The sequence below is a fragment of the Streptomyces sp. NPDC101181 genome, from assembly GCF_044767975.1.
Classification (GTDB): Bacteria; Actinomycetota; Actinomycetes; order Streptomycetales; family Streptomycetaceae; genus Streptomyces.
Genome location: NZ_JBIWOX010000004.1, coordinates 274,549 through 290,648 on the forward strand (window position 1 = coordinate 274,549; position 16,100 = coordinate 290,648).

A 16,100-nucleotide genomic window follows, 5' to 3' on the forward strand; every position below is an offset into this window, starting at 1 on the left:
TCCGGCCGGGCCCGCCCCAGCGGAGCCGGAAACAGCGTCCGGCCCGCCGCCCGACCCGCCGCCCTCACGGGAGGACAGCCCTGGTGCTTCCCCTCGGGACAACCCTGGGACCTCGCCTGAGGACCCGTCCTAATCGTCTGAGGACCCGTCCTAGTCGTCGTCGCCGAGCACCGGTTCGGGCAGGGTGCCCGCGTTGTGTTCCAACAGCCGCCAGCCACGCGCGCCCTCGCCGAGGACGGACCAGCAGCAGTTGGACAGCCCGCCGAGCCCTTCCCAGTGATGCGCCTCCAGCCCCAGCAGCCGACCGATCGTCGTCCTGATCGTGCCGCCGTGGCTGACCACGACGAGGGTGCCGTTGGCGGGCAGCTTCTCGGCGTGCGCCAGGACGACCGGGGCGGCCCGGTCGGCGACCTCGGTCTCCAGCTCGCCGCCGCCCCGGCGCACGGGCTCACCGCGTTTCCACGCGGCGTACTGCTCGCCGTAGCGCTCGACGATCTCCTGGTGCGTCAGCCCCTGCCACTCACCCGCGTACGTCTCCCGGAGCGCGGCGTCGTGAGCGACGCTCAGTCCGCTGACGGCGGCCAGCTCGGCGGCCGTGGCCGCCGCGCGCCGCAGGTCGGAGGCCACGATGGCGTCCGGCTTCAAGGAGGCGAGCAGCCGGGCCGCCCGGCGGGCCTGCCCGACGCCTGCCTCGGTCAGCTCGATGTCCGTGGAGCCCTGGAAGCGGCGCTCCAGATTCCATGCCGTCTGGCCGTGTCGCCAGAGGACGATTCTGCGGCCCCTGCCGCCCCTGCCGCCGTTCAGCTCTGGTCGCCTTCCGTGCCGCCGTTGAGCTGTGCGTGCTCCTCGGCCTTGCCGCGGGTCTTGATCGCGTCCTCGGGCAGCGCGATCTCCGGGCAGTCCTTCCACAGGCGCTCCAGCGCGTAGAAGACGCGCTCCTCGCTGTGCTGGACGTGGATGACGATGTCGACGTAGTCGAGGAGGATCCAGCGGGCGTCGCGGTCGCCCTCACGGCGCACCGGCTTGGCGCCGAGCTCCTTCTGGAGCCGCTCCTCGATCTCGTCGACGATCGACTTGACCTGACGGTCGTTGGGGGCCGAGGCCAGCAGGAAGGCGTCGGTGATCGACAGCACGTCGCTGACGTCGTAGGCGATGATGTCGTGCGCGAGCCGGTCGGCGGCCGCCTGAGCGGCGGCGTTGATGAGCTCGATGGAGCGGTCCGTGGCGGTCACATGCAGGCTTTCGTCGGCGGTCGGATGCAACCTCTAGGGTCTCACGGACCGCCGACAGCGCCTCACCGCGTTTCTCCCGGCCTGCCGCCTACCGCCGTCACCCGTCGCCTGACGAGTGACGGGTGACGGGTGACGGGTGACGGGTGACGGCTACTGGATCTTGTAGTCCTCACCGAGGACCGCGGACACGTCGGCGTTGGCGGCGGGCTCGCCCTTCTTCACCTCATCGCCGGACAGCCCCAGGGTCTTGGCCACCTCGGTCGCCTTCCCCTTGTCCTCGGCGGACCGGTAGAGCACGACGGACGAGGACTCGGCACCGGCCTTTCCGCTGTCCACGAAGGCGTAGCCGCCATTGACCAGCTGGACCCTGGCCGCCTCGGCTGCCTTGTCGTTCCCGGTGGCGTTGCGGACGGCGACCCGCAGGGGTGCTCCCGCTTCGGGGGCCTTGACCGCGCCGCCGAGAATGTCCTTGACGACGCTGCGGGTGGCCGTTTCGGTGAGGGTGCCGTCGTCCTGGACCGGCAGGACGGCCGTCTTGTAGTCGCCGACCTTGGCGCGGGAGGCGAGCTTGGCGAGCGAGGCCCCGAGGTCCTTCTCCGGGAGGGACGGGTCGAGCACCTGGAGCAGCGTCTCGATGGTGACGGTCGCCGCCTTGGGGTCCTCGGAGATCTTGCGGAGCGTGGCCCGCATGACCTCGCCGAACCGCGTCAGCTGCTTGGCCTCGGGTTCGCCCGGGGCCCGGTAGGTGGCGTACGCGACGGCCATCGGGCCGCTGAGGGTCTGCCCGTCGCCCTTGTTCACCAGCGGGGAGGCCCCCTTCTTGGCATCCGGCACGTCGGTGTCGGTGTCGACCTCGATGTTGCCGACGAGTTCGACGAGGTTCTCCAGGTAGGGGGTGTCCAGCCGCCAGGTGCCGGTGATCCGGGTGCCGAGGAGGGTGTCGATCGCCTCGCGGGTGCCGGTCCTGCCGTCGTCGTCGACGGACTTGCCGAGCGTGGTGGTCGTACCGTCGTCACCCGCGACGGCGAGGGAGTTGGGGAGCAGGACGGTGGTGCCCTGCTTGATGGTGGTGTTGTCGACCAGCAGCGCCGTGGAGGTGGCGCCCTTCTTGGTGTCGTGCAGGTGCACCACGATCATGTCGCGCTGCTGGGCTCCGGCGGCGACGGCCTTCTTCTCGTCCGAACCGGAGGCTCCGGGGATCATGTCGGCGGCCCAGAGGTACCCGATCCCGCCGACGACCACGAGGGCGGCCACGACTATGAGGGCGATCATGCGGTTGCGGCCCTTGCGGCGCGCTTCCTCACGCCGCTCGCTGCGGCTCTCGGTGAACTTCAGCCAGTCGATGACGTCTTCGGAGTCCTCGTCGGGCTCCTCGATGAACGAGAACTGCTCGGTGCGGTAGTCGGGGGCGGCCTCGCGCCGGCCCGGAACAGCTGCGTCGCCCTCCGGTTCGGCTGCCGCGTGATCCTGCGGCTGCCGCGGCCCGGCAGGAGACTGCTGCGGGGCGTGCTCGGGGGCCTGTTCCGGCGCGGGGGCGGTGCCCTGCTGCGGGATGCCCCAGTGCTGCCCGGTGTCGACCGCGGCGGGCTGCTGCCCGGTGGCGTAGCCGTAGTCGGTGTACGAGCCGTACCCGTACCCCTGGTCCCCGCCCTGGCCCTGCCCGCCCTGCCCGGGGTGCTGACCCGGGTAGGAGTCGTACGGGGACGGGGACTGCTGCTGGGGATTGCCGTACGCGTCGTAGCCGTACCCCGCGTCCGGAATCCGGTGCCCCTGGCCCTGACCGCCGTGCCCCTGCCCTTGGCCGTCCTGCCCCTGTCCCTGGTCCTGCTGGGGGGCGTAGGCGTCGTACTGCTGGCTCTGCCGGCCGTAGGGCTGACCCTGCTGGTCGTACGGTCGGCCCTGCTGGTCGTACGACTGCTGGTGGTCGTAGGACTGCTGGCCCTGCTGCTCGTACACCGGCTGCCCGTACGCGTCGTAGCCGATGATCCGCGGCTCTTGGTAGTACGGGTCGTACGGGTTGTGTCGGTCGTTCACCGGTGCCCCTCTCCGTGGCTCATTCGCCGCGGTACAGCTGGCGCTTGTCGATGTAGCGGACCACGCCGTCCGGCACCAGGTACCAGACCGGTTCCCCCTGCGCGACTCTCTCACGGCAGTCCGTGGACGAGATCGCCAGCGCGGGGACCTCCACGAGAGATACACCGCCCTCGGGCAGCCCGTCGTCCGTGAGTACGTGACCCGGGCGGGTCACACCGATGAAGTGGGAGAGCGAGAACAGCTCCTCCGCGTCGCGCCAGGTGAGGATCTGGGACAGCGCGTCGGCGCCGGTGATGAAGAAGAGGTCCGCGTCGCCGTGGGCCTCGCGCAAATCCCGCAGCGTATCGATGGTGTACGTCGGTCCGCCACGGTCGATGTCACTGCGGCTGACGGAGAACTGCGGATTGGACGCGGTGGCGATGACCGTCATCAGATAGCGGTCCTCGGCCGGGGAGACGTTCTTGTGGCTCTTCTGCCACGGCTGCCCGGTCGGGACGAAGACGACCTCGTCCAGGTGGAACTGGGCGGCCACTTCACTGGCCGCCACCAAATGTCCGTGGTGGACCGGGTCGAATGTCCCGCCCATGACGCCGAGTCGGCGCTTGCCGGGGCCGGTAGACACTTCCTGCTCTCCCATGCGTGCAGAGCCTACTGGCACGGCTGTACGCCTCCGACTCAGCGGTCGCGGTTGAAGCGGGTGGTGACCCAGAGCAGGAACATCAGCGCGAGGAAGGCCAGACCGCCGACGAGGTAGGGGTTGAGGCTCTCGTGATTGCCGCCGCCCTCCCCTCCGGAGGCAAGGGTGACCAGCTCGTGTGCGGTGCTCGTGAGGCTCATCTTCGGCAGGACCTATCGATCGTGAGGCGGAAGGAAGACGTCAGGCACATCGTATGCGGGGCCCTCGGGCACGCTCACGCCGACTCAGTCGTTGTCGTCGTTGTTGCGGTATCCGCGCAGCAGGAACCAGGCCAGCAGCACCGCGCCGAGAATCGACACGAGCAGCACGATCCTCAAGGTGTCACCAGGTCCCTGCTCCTCGGACACGGCGGCGAGCAGTACGGCGATGTGCGGCATTTCGGGCGCTCCTTGTAGTTATCCACAGCCCCCCGCACACCGTAGCGCCAGCGCATAGGCTGGTTTTTGTCCGGGGGACGAGCGACGTCTCGTACGAACAGGGGGCCATCCATGACCGACACCAGTCACGAGCACGTGCCGAGCAGGCAGCGCAGGCGATTCCCCGGGATCTCCTCCCGGGCCTACGAGCACCCCGCCGACCGCTCGGCCCTGGTGGCCCTGCGCAAGCTGACCGGGTTCGACACCGTGTTCAAGGCGCTCAGCGGGCTGCTTCCGGAGCGCAGCCTGCGGCTGCTGTTCCTGTCCGACTCCGTCCGGGTGAGCGACGCCCAGTTCACCCATCTCAACGTCATGCTGCGGGACGCGTGTTACATCCTGGACCTGGAGAAGGTCCCGCCGATGTACGTCAAGCAGGACCCGCAGCCCAACGCCATGTGCATCGGGCTGGACGAGCCGATCATCGTGGTGACCACCGGCCTGGTCGAGCTGCTCGACGAGGAGGAGATGCGGGCGGTGGTGGGCCACGAGGTGGGCCACGCGCTCTCCGGCCACTCGGTGTACCGGACGATTCTGCTCTTCCTGACCAACCTGGCGGTGAAGGTCGCCTGGATCCCGCTGGGCAATGTCGCGATCATGGCCATCGTGACCGCGCTGCGCGAGTGGTTCCGCAAGTCGGAGCTGTCCGCCGACCGGGCCGGGCTGCTGGTGGGCCAGGACACCCAGGCGTCGATGCGCGGCCTGATGAAGATCGCCGGTGGCAACCACCTCCACGAGATGAACGTGGACGCCTTCCTCGCCCAGGCCGACGAGTACGAGAAGTCCGGCGACCTGCGCGACTCCGTCCTCAAGATCCTCAATGTGCTGCCCCGGACGCACCCGTTCACCGCGGTGCGCGCCGCCGAGCTGAAGAAGTGGTCGGAGACCCGCGACTTCCAGCGGATCATGGACGGCCACTACCCCCGCCGCGACGAGGACAAGGACACGTCCGTGACGGACTCGTTCCGGGAGTCCGCCACGCACTACGCCGACACCGTGCGCACCAGCAAGGACCCGCTGATGAAGCTGGTGGGTGACATCGCCGGAGGCGCGGGGGACCTCGGCGGCAAGCTGCGCGACAGGTTCACCGGTGCCGGGGGCGCAAAGGGCGGGGCGCAGGGCCCGGCCGGAGACTCCGCTACGGGCGGGGACGGGACATCGCGCCGGCCTCAGGACCCCGAGGAGGGGAGCTCGGGGAACTAGCCGAGGGCCCCGGGGCCGGCGCCGAGGAGCCGACGGTGGCCAGGGTCCCGCACAGGGCAGCGGTGGGCCGGCCCGTGGCGTACGGGTCGGTGGCGGCGGGGCCGCGGTCGTCCGGCCGCTCCCCGGCGAGGAGGGGGCGAAAGGAACCGGCCGCGTCCACCGAGCAGGAGTGCGGCCCGGCCTGGACGTAGGCGGTGCGCAGTTCCAGTCGGTGGAGGCGGAGGTCCTCCCGGTCGAAGCGGAAATGCAGTTCGCGCCGCACAGTGAACAACGAGGCGCCGTCCTCCCGGTCAGGCCCGTTCGCCGGACGCAGAGCATAGGTGAACGTGTGGTCCGAGACGACCCCCAGGACCCCGGCGGCCTCCTCCTCGTACCGGAGCGTTCCCTGGACCCGGATCCGCTGGTCGGCGAGTTCCGCGTGGGACGGATCGAAGCGGACCAGCCAGCCGGTGGCGGCGCGGCGCCCGTCGTCCGCGGGGGTGCTCAGGCTCTGTTCGAACTGGGTGTGCTGATCGGGATCGAGGAGATGCTCGACGGGCCTGCGGACGGCGCCGGTGAGGACGTCGGGGTCCAGGGATGACACCACCAGGTAGTCCTTGACCGTGGCGAGAGCGGCGGTGATCTGGCTGTCGGAGAAGTTCTGCGTACGACGCACGGCGGGGAAGTTGATCCCCTCCGCGCCCGTCCGGCTCGCGGCGGCCGGTCCGGTCGCGTACAGCCGCTCGGGTGATCCGCCGGGGACGGCACCTCGCGGGGCCAGGGGGACGACGGTGGTCCTCAGCGGTTCGGCCCGCCGGGGCGCGGGCTGGGGGTAGGGGCTGCGGAAACCTATGTAGACGGCGAGGGTGAAAGCCAGGGCGATCAGGACGATCAGCGCTATGGCGGTCCGGGAGCCGCCGCTGCGGACGACGACCGGTGGCTCGGGCAGCGCGCGGACCGCACGGGCGTGGTCGCCCATCCGCTCCTGGGCCGAGTACTCCTGCATACGGGCAGCCTGGACGAACGATTCGTCGAAGACGAGGGAGCGGTATTCGTCCTCGCCGCCCGCGGGGTTCTCGGGCGGGCCGTCCGGCGGTTCTGAGCGGCCTGTCATGACTTCTCTCCCGATCCCCACACCGTCGGTCCGGTGCGCAACGGTCTGCTTCGGCCGAGCGACGTCCGGCAGCGAGAAGCCCCCCTGGGAACGAGGGGTCACACCTTGAGGGTAGGTCGATTGCCACGTACGTAAACGCGGAGAGCGAGGGGAACTGCCGGTGTGGGCACCGGCGAACGGGTGACGGGAGGGCCGGGCGGGACCACGGCCGAACGCTGGGGCGCATGGGGGGTGAGGGGTGGCGTGAACAAGGGACGACGACGGCCGGCAATGGCGGGGAGGGGTTAGGGCAGCCGGGCGAACGGCACCAGGGAGGCCGGGGTGCGGCACACGGGGCAACCAGTCTGCGGCCCGACGGCCCAGGAGGGGGCGAGCGGCCCGGTGCCAGCGGCTCTGTGGCCCGAAGGGTGAGCGAAGCGGCGGTCAGGGGGGTCCGCGTGGCCGGACCTCGGTCAGGGTCAGGGGGTCCGTGTGGTCAAACCTTGATCAGGGGAGGCGGGGCTCGGCCGAGACCACCGGGCGGGAGTAGTCGGCGGAGGCGGAGGGAGCGGCTCCGGGCTTGTCGACGCCGCTGGTCGCGGGGGGCGGCATCTGGTCCTGACGGTTGGCCGAGGCACCGCGGTACACGGCGGTGAAGGCGAGGGCGACCATGCCGACGCCCATCACCAGCGCCAGCAGCCAGGCGACCGGGCGATGCCAGCGGGCGGAGTTCCGGTAGGGGCGCAGGGAGCCGCCGTGACGGCCGTAGGGGTCAGCCGCGGGGCCGTCGTACTCGTCGTCGCCGTAGCCGGGGTCGTAGTCGAGGTCCTGGGGGTCGTGATAGCCGCGAGACCCGCCGTGGAAGCCGGGCTCGTCGTAGAGATCGTCGTCGCCCCGGCGGCTGCGGCGGTCACGGGCCGCGTCTGTCTCGGCGCGGGCCTCGGCGGCCGCGAGCAGGCGCTCCACAGCGGTGGGTTCATGGACGGTCGCGGCCCGGACGAAGTCCTCGTCGAACACCACGGTGGCGAAGTCCTCGTCCGCGCCCCCGCGGTCGTCGTCGGGCTCCCAGCCGTCCGGGAACGGCTTGCCCCCCACGTCGTCCGGCACGGTTTCAGCGTAGCCCTGTCGGGACCATTTCGGCAGGGACCCCGAAAACTCCCCCGGCGGGGAGGAGGGGAACATGCGGTCGGGAGCGGCCCGCGTCCGGGGGGCCTCACCTGTGGGTGTACCAGCCGTCCCGATGCCGTCCACGGGCCACAGCCATGCGGGTGTTCGTCGCCGGGCCGCCACCGGCGGGCCCCGCCATCCGGGTCTGCGTCCCTGGCCCACCGGCGGGCCTCCGCCATCCGGGTCCTCCTCGCCGGGGCGCCGCCGGGGTCGCCCGCCCCGGCCCCCGTAGCCCCGGCCCCTCCCCTGCGCCGCCGCCTCCCGGCCGGAGGGGGCCGGTCCCCAGGGCCGGGTGCGGCGGGGGGCGATGGTCAGCGGATGTGGCCGTCGCCCGTGACGATGTACTTGGTCGAGGTCAGCTCGGGCAGGCCCATCGGGCCGCGGGCGTGCAGCTTCTGGGTGGAGATGCCGATCTCGGCGCCGAAGCCGAACTGTCCGCCGTCCGTGAAGCGGGTGGACGCGTTCACGGCGACCGTTGTCGAGTCCACCAACTGGGTGAACCGGCGGGCGGCGGCCTGCGAGGTGGTGACGATGGCCTCGGTGTGGCCGGAGGACCAGAGCCGGATGTGCGCGACCGCCGCGTCCAGGGAGTCGACGACCGCGGCGGCGATGTCGTACGAGAGGTACTCGGTCTCCCAGTCCTCCGTCGTCGCCGCGACCACCGTGGCCTTCGAGCCCTCGGCGCGGGCCAGGACCTGCTCGTCGCCGTGGACGGTGACCCCGGCCTCGGCGAGGGCGTCCAGGGCCAGCGGCAGGAAGGCGTCCGCCACGTCCTTGTGGACGAGCAGGGTCTCGGCTGCGTTGCAGACGCTGGGGCGCTGGGCCTTGGAGTTGACGAGAATGTCGACCGCCATGGCCAGGTCCGTCTGGGCGTCGACGTAGACATGGCAGTTGCCGGTGCCGGTCTCGATGACGGGGACGGTGGACTCCTCGACGACCGTGCGGATCAGCGAGGCGCCGCCGCGCGGGATGAGGACGTCGACCAGGCCGCGCGCCCGCATCAGTTCGCGTACGGAGTCGCGGCTCTCGCCCGGGACGAGTTGCACCGCGTCGGCGGGCAGGCCCGAGCCGCCGACCGCGTCGCGCAGGACGCGGACCAGAGCGGTGTTGGAGGCGTAGGCGGAGGATGAGCCGCGGAGCAGGACCGCGTTGCCGGACTTCAGGCAGAGGGCCGCGGCGTCCACGGTGACGTTCGGGCGGGCCTCGTAGATGATGCCGACCACGCCGAGCGGGACCCGGACCTGGCGGAGGTCGATGCCGTTGGGCAGCGTCGAGCCGCGCACCACTTCGCCGACCGGGTCGGGCAGGGCCGCCACGTCCCGGACGTCGGCGGCGATGGCGCGGAGCCGTTCCGGCGTGAGGGTGAGGCGGTCGATGATGCCTTCGCTCGTCCCCGCCTCGCGGGCTCGCTCGACGTCCTTCGCATTGGCCTCGACGATCTCGGCGGTGCGCACTTCCAGGGCGTCGGCGATGGCCAGGAGCGCGTCGTCCTTGGCCGCGCGCGGAAGTGGCGCGATGTCGGCGGCGGCAGCGCGGGCCCGGTAGGCGGTCCGGGTGACCGGCGAGAGGTTGTCGTAGGGCGAGAGCGTGGTCATGCCCGCAGGGTAATGCGCGTTCTGCGGGCATCCGTCACGTATCCCGTGATGCGAGACGGCCGACCGGGGGTCGGACACCGCACCGGCGCAGGGACCCTGTGCCCGGCGGTCACCGGGCACAGGCCCCAGCTCCGAGCCGAAGGCCCCGGCCCGACGGTCACCGGGCACAGGGCCCCGACCCCAAGGCCCCGAGCATCCGCCCGACCGGCTCGCCCGACCGCTCGGCTCCGAGCCGACGGCCCCGGGCCACCGGCCCACCTCCCACCGCCCACCCACGGGACGTCGCCCGCGAGCCGGGCCCGGCGGCCGCCCGACCGGCTCGCCCGGCGGCCGCCCGCGGTCAGTACGGGTGTACTCCCACGGGGGCCGCGGGCGGCGGGCCGTAGCCCTCGGCGATGCGCTGGTGGTAGGTCTCGCGGTCGATGACTTCGAGGCCGACAATCTTCCAGGGCGGGAGCTGGGCGGTGGAGCGGTGCTCGCCCCACAGTCGCAGCGCGACAGCGGCCGCGTCGTGGAGGTCGCGGGCCTCTTCCCAGTAGCGGATCTCCGCGTGGTCGCCCGCGTAGCGGCTGGTCAGCAGGAAGGGATGGTCGTGCGCGAGCTGTTCCAGGCCGCGTCTGACCTCCCCCAGCGGAGTCTCGGCGCCCGAGACGCTGAGGGTGATGTGCCAGAGCTTCGACGGCGGGGGCTCCTCCTTCGCCGTCGTGACCGGCTCCTGCGCGGCGGTGTCGGCCGGGAGCGGATTCCGGTCGAGATCCGCTCCCGTTCCGACACTCGTCAGGGCGCGGCTGGCCGTGCCTCGGGGCGGCGCCCCCGGGCGCGCTCGTCTCACCGGTGGCCTCCTGTGATGTGTCGCTGTGCGGTCCCCTGTTTCCCCGCTACAAAGTGGACCAGTCCACAGCCGGGCGTGGGGCGGTTTTGGTAAAGGTCACTGCCGCAGAGCGGGACTTTCAGCCGTTTCAGGGGGTGAGGCGAGGCGTGAGGATGACGAGATCGTCCCTGTGTACGATCTCGCGCTCATACGCGGGCCCCAGTTCGCGGGCCAGATCGCGGGTGGAGCGGCCGAGGAGCTGGGGGATCTCCTTCGCGTCGAAGTTGACGAGCCCGCGGGCGACCGGGGTGCCGCGCAGGTCGCGCAGCTCGACCGGGTCCCCGGCGCTGAACTCGCCCTCGACGGCGGAGATTCCGGCGGGCAGCAGCGAGGTGCGCCGGTCCACCACGGCCCGTACGGCGCCGTCGTCGAGGGTGAGCGCACCCTGCGGGGTGGAGGCGTGGGCCAGCCACAGGAGCCGGTCGGCGGAGCGGCGGCCGGTGCGGTGGAAGTAAGTGCCGGTGTCGCGGCCCGCGAGAGCGTCGGCGGCCCGGCTGGCGGAGGTGAGGACCACGGGCACCCCGGCGGCGGTGGCGATGTTGGCGGCCTCGACCTTGGTGACCATGCCGCCGGTGCCCACGCCCGCCCTGCCGGCGCTGCCGATGGTGACGCCGACGAGGTCTTCGGGGCCGGTGACCTCGGTGATCCGGGAGGCGCCGGGGGTGCCGGGCGGCCCGTCGTAGAGGCCGTCGACGTCGGAGAGCAGGACGAGCAGGTCGGCGTGGACGAGGTGGGCGACGAGGGCGGCGAGCCGGTCGTTGTCGCCGAAGCGGATCTCGTCGGTGGCGACGGTGTCGTTCTCGTTGACGACGGGGACGGCGCCCATCTCCAGGAGCTTGTCGAGGGTGCTGTAGGCGTTGCGGTAGTGGCCGCGGCGGCTGGTGTCGTCGGCGGTGAGGAGCACCTGGCCGACGCGGACGCCGTAGCGGGCGAAGGAGGCGGTGTAGCGGGCCACCAGGAGGCCCTGTCCGACGCTGGCGGCAGCCTGCTGGCGGGCCAGATCCTTGGGGCGGCGGACCAGGCCGAGCGGGGCGAGTCCGGCGGCGATGGCCCCGCTGGAGACGAGGACGACTTCCCGTTCGCCGCCGTCCCTGACCTTGGCGAGGACGTCGACGAGGGCGTCGACACGGTCGGCGTCGAGGCCGCCGGAGGCCGTGGTGAGCGAGGAGGAGCCGACCTTGACGACGATCCTGCGGGCGCCGGTCACTGCCGTCTCGCGGTGCGACGGCCTCTGCTCTGCCACGTGCTTCCTCGCTCTGGATCGCCCCGGTGTCGTGTCCGACGGGGGCCTCGGCGTCTTCCGGCCGGACCGGCCCGGACCTGCGGGGGTCGGGCTGATCCGGGCGACAGCTCCCGGCGCCGCCCCCGGCACGTCACAGTACGCGAGCGGCCACCCCCGCCGCCCCCCGTTCCGCCCGGTGGACGTCCGGGGCGAGCCAGGAGCGACCGGTGGGCGTCGGGTGCCGACCGGGAGCGACCGGTGGACCTCCCCGCGCAGGCCCGGGACGGCCGGTGGACGCCCGCCTCCCCCGGCGGAAGAGGGAACGCCCCAGCGGGAGGGGGAACGCCCCGGCCGGAAGGCAAACGCCCCAGCGGGAAGGCGAACGGCCGGTGGGCGGCCGGTGGTTCAGCTCTCCTGCTCGTCCTTGACGGCGAGCATCCGGTCGACGACCCGGGCGGCGGCGCGGCCGTCGGAGGGCTCGCAGAAGTCGACCCGGAACTGGGCGTACTTCTCCTCGTACTCCTCGCTCACCGCGTCGATGTTCCGGATCGCGGCGACCAGGTCCTCGGAGGTCTTGATCAGCGGGCCCGGGGCGCGGGAGGTGAAGTCGAAGTAGAAGCCGCGCAGGGTGTCGCGGTAGTGCTCGAGGTCGTACGTGAAGAAGAGCATCGGCCGCCCGGAGTGGGCGAAGTCGAAGAGCACCGAGGAGTAGTCGGTGATCAGCACGTCGGCGATCAGGTAGAGGTCGGCGATGTCCGGGTAGTACGTGACGTCGTGGACGAAGCCCTGGCCGGCGCCGGGGATGGAGTCCAGGACCTTGTGGTGCTTGCGGTAGAGCAGCACGTGGTCCTCGCCGAGTTCGCGCCGGGCCGCCTCCACGTCGATCTGGTTGTCGAGCTTGAACCGACGGCCGCCGTAGCGCTGGTCGTCGCGCCAGGTGGGGGCGTACAGCACGACCTTCTTGCCCGCGGGGATGCCGAGCTTCTCGCGTACGGCCGCGGCGCGCTTGACACGGTCGGGGGCGTGGAAGACGTCGTTGCGCGGGTAGCCCGCCTCCAGGACCTCGCACTGGAGGCGGAAGGCGTTGGTCATGATCGGGGTGGTGAAGGCGTTCGGCGTGATGAACAGGCTGTACTGGCGCGAGCGTTGCGGGAGGCTCGCGATGTAGGCCAGGTTCGCCTTGGGGGTGCCGAGGAGGTCGGCGCCGATGCGCTTGAGCGGGGTGCCGTGCCAGGTCTGGACGACGACCTGGCCCTCGCGGCGGACGAACCATTCGCGGATGCCACCGTTGGTGACGACGTACCGGCTGCGGGCCAGTGCCTCGTACCACTCCTTGCTGCCCCATTCGACGCCCCGGACGCCGGGCGGCAGCACGACCTGCTGATCGTGGACCATCGCGATGTGTTCGACGTCGGTGCCGCGGCGCTTGAGCTCCTCGTAGACCGCGCGGGGCGAGTCGGAGAACTGCTTGCCGCCGAAGCTGTTGTAGAGCACGGCCTCGCGCAGCGGGAGTTCGCGCTGCTCGGGGGTGTAGACGTCGCGCATCAGGCGCTGACGGTAGGCGCCGCGCAGCTCCGGGTCGAGGACCGGCCCCGACTCCACGAAGATCCGGTCGAAGTCGACCCGCTCGACGGTGTACGTGCGGTGCTCGCCCTGGTGGGCGAGCGGGAGCGTGCCGACGAGGTCGGGGCGGAGGGTGACGGGGAGGTCGTGGGTGTGGTCCCACTCGGTGGTCCGGCGCAGTCGCGGCATCCAGCGGCCGGCGCGAAGCGGCACGGTCCCCTCGTAGCTGGGCATGGAGTCCGGGCGCAGCCGGGCGGTGAAGCGGCCTTCGGCGAACTCGACGGGCAGCGGGCGGTCCTCGTTGCGGCCGGTGTGGCGCAGGACCATCGTCATCTGCTCGGCCGGGCCGGTGTAGGCGCCGCTCAGGACGAGTTCGCCGTCGGCGGTCCACTCGACGGCGTCGACGACCGGCTGGACCGTGCGCAGCTGCGGGGTGAAGTTGCCCGCGCCGTCGGTGATGAGGGCCAGTTCGCGGCCCCCGGGCAGCGGGTGGACGCCGGTGACGGGCCCGGTGCCGTTGGTGGCGCGGCGGGTGGTGCCGTCGGCGAAGACGATGAGCGCCCGGTACTTGACGGACGTGCCGGGCTGTACGGCGTCGGCGGGCAGCCCGGCCAGGGGCAGCCGGGCGGTGTGGCGGAGCCAGCCGTCGGCGCCGGTCCCGCCCTGCTGGAGCGGGAGGTCGGTGGCGAAGCCGCTCGCCTCGTGGTCGATCCGCAGGACGGTGGGGTACTTGCCCGCAGGGGTGGTGACGCGGGATCGCAGGGTGACGGTGAGGCTCTCGCCGTCGGACTCCTGGGCGATGATCTCGGCGGGGACGACGTCCACGGAGAGTTTGAGGCGGTTGCGGTCGAATCCGGCGACGAGGCGCACCCCGTCGTCCAGGACCCGGGTGAGGCTGTGTCCGGCGGCGCCCGCGTTGTTCTTGGTGATGCCGCCGACCGACATGCCGCCGGGGCGCGGGATACCGATGCCCAGGCGCCAGGTGCCGGGCTGCCACTGGCCGCGGACGCGGAGCCGGGCCGGGTCGACGCCGATCTCGAAGCCGGACCAGTCGTAGTGGTGCAGGGCGCCCTTGGCCTCCGTGGTGGCGAGGGGTTCCCGGACCGTGCGCAGGCGCAGCGGGAGGGTGGAGCGGCTGCCCTGGCGGCGGAGCACGGCGACGCGCAGCGAGCGCTTGCCGGTGGCCGAGGGGACGTTGGGGATGTAGGCGTAGCCCTTGACGAGGAGCTTGCCGTCCTCCCAGACGAGGTCGAGGAGCTTGCCGCGTACGGGCAGTTCACTGCGGTTGAAGTTGCGCACCGAGGAGGGCAGCGAGGAGCTTTCGACGCCGGGCAGTTCGATGCGGGCGCGCCGCAGGCCGCGGACGGAGAAGGCGCCCGGGTTCTCCCGCTCGTGGTGCAGGAGCTCCACCAGTTCGTCGCCGCGCCCGCTGGCCGCCAGGTGCCACTTGACCCGGGCCATCGGGGAGAACTTCCGTACGAGCTTGGGGGCGGCGCGGTCCAGGAAGTCCCGGGCCGCGCCGTGGAAGGCCGCGCGCTCCTCGGCCGGGGTCTCCGGGAAGTACTTCATGAGCCGGCTGAGCTCGTCGGGGATCGCTTCGAGGGACGCCACGGGAGAAAGGGCCTTTCCGGGGGGACGTGCAGAAGGTGAACCCCAGGAAGACGGGGCGTTAATGAGACTGCTCCAACGGTCTCACGGTTGCCCAACAGTATGACGTGACTCCCCTCACAGAATCGCCCGCCCCGGTCACTCTCCGGGGCGGGCGTGCGGCTGCCGGGCTCCCCGGCCGGGTGGTCAGACGCGGTGGGCGCGGGGGGCGCGCAGGGCGCTGAGCAGGGTACGGCGGGCCTTGCGGACCGCCCGTCGGGCGAACGAGACCCGGGGCCGCGTCCGCGGCGGTTCGATCCGGCGGCCGCCGGCCCACTCGGTGACGGTGACCTCGTAGGCCTGGTCGGGGAGCGGGGCGCCGTCGCCGAAGTGCGGGTAGGCCAGCAGGACGCGGCCGTCGCGGTGGAGAACCTCCGGCTCTTTCTTGTCGCGCAGGAAGGCCGCGATGTCCAGGAGGAGGTCGAGTCGCCCCTCGGCGACGCACATCAGCCGCAGCCGTTCGTTCACCTTGAGGCCGCGGCTGACCCCGGGGGTCCAGTACGCCTTCATCAGGGGGGCGGCGAGGGCCATCTTGCGGTCGTGGACCGCGGGCTTCTGCTTCACCAGTCCGGGGCCGAACTGGGGCAGCAGCGTGATGACGAACGGCCGTATCATCAGCGCGTCGCGGCGGGGGCCCGGCGGTACGTACTCGGCGATGAGCCCCATGAGCGCGCGGGCCGAGTCGAAGCGGCGCTGGTAACCGCCCTTCTTGGTCATCTGGTTGCGGTCCTCGCGGCCCACCAGGTAGTAGCAGGTGTAGTCGGCGACGACGGAGACTCCGTTGCCGCGCAGATACGCCTCCATGGTGAACAGCGCGTCCTCGCCGGTCTTCAGCTTCTCGTCGAAACTCATGCCGAGGCGTACGAGGAGGTCGCGCCGGAAGAGCTTCTGCGCGCTGAGGGTGAATTTGATGTTGGAGGAGTACAGGTCGGCGCGCTCGACGGTCTCCTTCCACATCGACTTGGCGGCACCGCGGTTGACGCCGACGATCTTCCCGAGCACCACGTCCGTGCCCGCCCGGTCCCCCATGGCGACCATGCGCTCCAGGGCTTCCTCGCCGAAGTAGTCGTCGGCGTCGAGGAAGAAGACGTACCGGCCGCGGGCGAGGGCGAGTCCGCGGTTGCGCGGGCCGCTGGGACCGCCGGAGTTCTCCTGCCGGACGACCCGTACGGGGACGGCGGTCCGGGCGGCGAAATCCTCCAGATACTCGCCGGTGCCGTCGGTGGAGCCGTCGTCGATCGCGACGATCTCCATCCGGTCCGCGCCGATGGTCTGCGCCTCGACGGACTCCAGGCACCGGACCAGGTAGGGCATAGCGTCATAAGCACCGATGATCACACTGACATCGGGCTCGTGGTTCTTCCTGGGCATGTCGGCCATGTGC

General features: G+C 71.7%; 14 protein-coding genes. 1 reads left to right on the top strand and 13 read right to left on the bottom strand.

The genetic code is table 11. The features are described from left to right. Window positions 1–150: 150 nt before the first annotated feature. The 6 genes from ACIRRU_RS09655 to ACIRRU_RS09680 all read right to left on the bottom strand — a co-directional run bounded on the left by ACIRRU_RS09655 (window position 151) and on the right by ACIRRU_RS09680 (window position 4,340). Complete coding sequence (locus tag ACIRRU_RS09655; protein WP_403678383.1) at window positions 151–804, bottom strand: histidine phosphatase family protein; 654 nt, start codon at window positions 802–804, stop codon at window positions 151–153. After that, the gene (gene rsfS, locus ACIRRU_RS09660) at window positions 801–1,232 is read right to left on the bottom strand and encodes a ribosome silencing factor (RefSeq protein ID WP_010062919.1); all 432 of its coding nucleotides are present in this window, start codon (window positions 1,230–1,232) and stop codon (window positions 801–803) included. Before rsfS ends, ACIRRU_RS09655 begins: the two co-directional genes overlap by 4 nt. Window positions 1,233–1,382: 150 nt before the next feature. After that, on the bottom strand, window positions 1,383–3,266 hold the full coding sequence (locus tag ACIRRU_RS09665; protein ID WP_403678278.1) for an LCP family protein: 1,884 nt from the start codon (window positions 3,264–3,266) through the stop codon (window positions 1,383–1,385). Between the two features lie 19 nt (window positions 3,267–3,285). Then, window positions 3,286–3,903 (bottom strand): nicotinate-nucleotide adenylyltransferase, encoded by a 618-nt coding sequence (nadD, locus tag ACIRRU_RS09670; protein WP_403678280.1) that lies wholly within the window; start codon window positions 3,901–3,903, stop codon window positions 3,286–3,288. Between the two features lie 38 nt (window positions 3,904–3,941). After that, window positions 3,942–4,103 carry a hypothetical protein gene (locus ACIRRU_RS09675; RefSeq protein ID WP_363199495.1) on the bottom strand — a complete coding sequence of 54 codons (162 nt, stop codon included), beginning with the start codon at window positions 4,101–4,103 and terminating at the stop codon, window positions 3,942–3,944. Between the two features lie 84 nt (window positions 4,104–4,187). Continuing rightward, the gene (locus tag ACIRRU_RS09680; RefSeq protein ID WP_403678282.1) at window positions 4,188–4,340 is read right to left on the bottom strand and encodes a hypothetical protein; all 153 of its coding nucleotides are present in this window, start codon (window positions 4,338–4,340) and stop codon (window positions 4,188–4,190) included. A gap of 111 nt (window positions 4,341–4,451) precedes the next feature. On the opposite strand from ACIRRU_RS09680, the gene ACIRRU_RS09685 reads away from it, so the two are divergent. Beyond that, on the top strand, window positions 4,452–5,579 hold the full coding sequence (locus tag ACIRRU_RS09685; RefSeq protein WP_403678284.1) for a M48 family metallopeptidase: 1,128 nt from the start codon (window positions 4,452–4,454) through the stop codon (window positions 5,577–5,579). Here the strand turns inward: ACIRRU_RS09685 and ACIRRU_RS09690 are convergent. The 7 genes from ACIRRU_RS09690 to ACIRRU_RS09720 all read right to left on the bottom strand — a co-directional run bounded on the left by ACIRRU_RS09690 (window position 5,515) and on the right by ACIRRU_RS09720 (window position 16,096). Beyond that, a complete protein-coding gene (locus tag ACIRRU_RS09690) occupies window positions 5,515–6,672 on the bottom strand; it encodes a hypothetical protein (RefSeq protein ID WP_403678285.1) in 1,158 nt (385 codons plus the stop codon). The genes ACIRRU_RS09685 and ACIRRU_RS09690 overlap by 65 nt on opposite strands. 486 nt (window positions 6,673–7,158) lie before the next feature. Beyond that, window positions 7,159–7,758: a hypothetical protein gene (locus tag ACIRRU_RS09695; RefSeq protein WP_403678287.1), complete on the bottom strand. Its 600-nt coding sequence runs from the start codon at window positions 7,756–7,758 to the stop codon at window positions 7,159–7,161. Window positions 7,759–8,129: 371 nt separating this feature from the next. Further along, on the bottom strand, window positions 8,130–9,413 hold the full coding sequence (locus tag ACIRRU_RS09700; RefSeq protein WP_403678289.1) for a glutamate-5-semialdehyde dehydrogenase: 1,284 nt from the start codon (window positions 9,411–9,413) through the stop codon (window positions 8,130–8,132). A gap of 340 nt (window positions 9,414–9,753) precedes the next feature. Then, entirely contained in the window at window positions 9,754–10,245 is a 492-nt protein-coding gene (locus ACIRRU_RS09705; protein WP_363199501.1) for a hypothetical protein, read from the bottom strand. A gap of 127 nt (window positions 10,246–10,372) precedes the next feature. Next, window positions 10,373–11,527: a glutamate 5-kinase gene (gene proB, locus ACIRRU_RS09710; RefSeq protein ID WP_403678291.1), complete on the bottom strand. Its 1,155-nt coding sequence runs from the start codon at window positions 11,525–11,527 to the stop codon at window positions 10,373–10,375. Window positions 11,528–11,911: 384 nt separating this feature from the next. Then, window positions 11,912–14,680, bottom strand: coding sequence for a CDP-glycerol glycerophosphotransferase family protein (locus ACIRRU_RS09715; RefSeq protein ID WP_403678293.1), 2,769 nt, complete (start codon window positions 14,678–14,680; stop codon window positions 11,912–11,914). A 183-nt stretch (window positions 14,681–14,863) separates the two neighbouring features. Then, a complete protein-coding gene (locus tag ACIRRU_RS09720) occupies window positions 14,864–16,096 on the bottom strand; it encodes a glycosyltransferase family 2 protein (RefSeq protein ID WP_403678294.1) in 1,233 nt (410 codons plus the stop codon). Between the last annotated feature and the right edge of the window lie 4 nt (window positions 16,097–16,100).

Excerpts from the sequence above, each read along its gene's own strand:
- ACIRRU_RS09675 (WP_363199495.1), bottom strand. The coding sequence starts at position 4,103 with ATGAGCCTCACGAGCACCGCACACGAGCTGGTCACCCTTGCCTCCGGA.
- ACIRRU_RS09690 (WP_403678285.1), bottom strand. The coding sequence starts at position 6,672 with ATGACAGGCCGCTCAGAACCGCCGGACGGCCCGCCCGAGAACCCCGCG.
- nadD (WP_403678280.1), bottom strand. The coding sequence starts at position 3,903 with ATGGGAGAGCAGGAAGTGTCTACCGGCCCCGGCAAGCGCCGACTCGGC.
- ACIRRU_RS09720 (WP_403678294.1), bottom strand. The coding sequence starts at position 16,096 with ATGGCCGACATGCCCAGGAAGAACCACGAGCCCGATGTCAGTGTGATC.
- ACIRRU_RS09685 (WP_403678284.1), top strand. The coding sequence starts at position 4,452 with ATGACCGACACCAGTCACGAGCACGTGCCGAGCAGGCAGCGCAGGCGA.
- ACIRRU_RS09700 (WP_403678289.1), bottom strand. The coding sequence starts at position 9,413 with ATGACCACGCTCTCGCCCTACGACAACCTCTCGCCGGTCACCCGGACC.
- ACIRRU_RS09680 (WP_403678282.1), bottom strand. The coding sequence starts at position 4,340 with ATGCCGCACATCGCCGTACTGCTCGCCGCCGTGTCCGAGGAGCAGGGA.